Genomic DNA, 1166 nt, shown 5'->3' with positions numbered 1-1166 from the left:
CTTAAAATAGAAGGTGARAAAATGTACAAAAGAAGACAATCTAGAGAAGTTACTGTTGGAAATGTAAAAATAGGTGGAAACAACCCTATAAGTATACAATCAATGACAAACACTGATACAAGAGATGCAGAAGCTACAATTGCACAAATAAAAAGATTAGAAGAAGCAGGRTGTGATATAGTTAGGGTTGCAATACCTGATATGACTGCTGCTAAAAATATAGCAAAAATAAAATCTCAAGTTAACATACCAGTAATTGCTGATATACACTTTGATTATAGACTAGCCCTTGAAGTTATAGACCAAGGTATAGATGGAGTTAGAATAAATCCAGGAAACATTGGTAGCATAGATAGAGTAAAAATGGTTGTTGAAAAGTGTAAGGAAAAGAACTTAAAAATAAGAATAGGTGTTAACGGTGGTTCACTAGAAAAAGAACTACTAGAAAAATACGGTTCAGCAACACCAGAAGCTTTAGTTGAAAGTGCAATGAGACATGTTAAAATACTAGAAGACTTAGACTTTAGAAATATAGTAATATCACTTAAATCTTCTGATATATACAAAACAKTAGAAGCCTACGAACTTATATCACAAAAGGTGGAYTAYCCACTTCACATTGGTATAACAGAATCAGGAAGTGTTAAAAAAGGAACTATAAAATCATCAATAGGAGTTGGAGCATTACTTCTTAAAGGTATAGGAGATACAGTAAGAATATCTCTTACAGGAGATCCTTGTGAAGANAGTAGCTGTTGGTAAGGAAATACTTAGAAGCTTAGATTTATTAAATGATAAAATAAAAGTAGTATCTTGCCCAACTTGTGGAAGATGTAATATAGACCTTATAAGTGTGGTTAATGAAGTTGAAGAAAAAATAAACCACATGGAAAAAGATATAACAGTAGCTATTATGGGATGTGCTGTTAATGGACCAGGTGAAGCTAGAGAAGCAGATATTGGTATAGCTGGTGGTAAAGGTGAAGGTCTTTTATTTAAAAAAGGTGAGATAGTTAGAAAAATAAATGGAGATAGATTAGTAGAAGAATTATTAGAAGAAATAGATAAATATTAAAAAAGAAGGTATGTGATTTATTAAAATCATATRCCTTCTTTTTTTWAWTWAAATTACAAGGGAAATTAAAATTTCTTTACTTGTTACAATG

At 30.7% G+C, this 1166-nt stretch carries 1 pseudogene; it reads left to right on the top strand.

The annotated features are described in order from the left end of the window. Nucleotides 1-21: 21 nt before the first annotated feature. Nucleotides 22-1075, top strand: a pseudogene (gene ispG / locus G3997_RS06575) (flavodoxin-dependent (E)-4-hydroxy-3-methylbut-2-enyl-diphosphate synthase). The last annotated feature ends 91 nt before the right edge of the window (nucleotides 1076-1166 follow it).

The sequence above is a fragment of the Romboutsia sp. 13368 genome (genome assembly GCF_018336475.1).
Taxonomy (GTDB): Bacteria; Bacillota; Clostridia; order Peptostreptococcales; family Peptostreptococcaceae; genus Romboutsia.
Note: the sequence above shows the minus strand (reverse complement) of the source record. Positions and strands in the feature narration are given on the sequence as shown.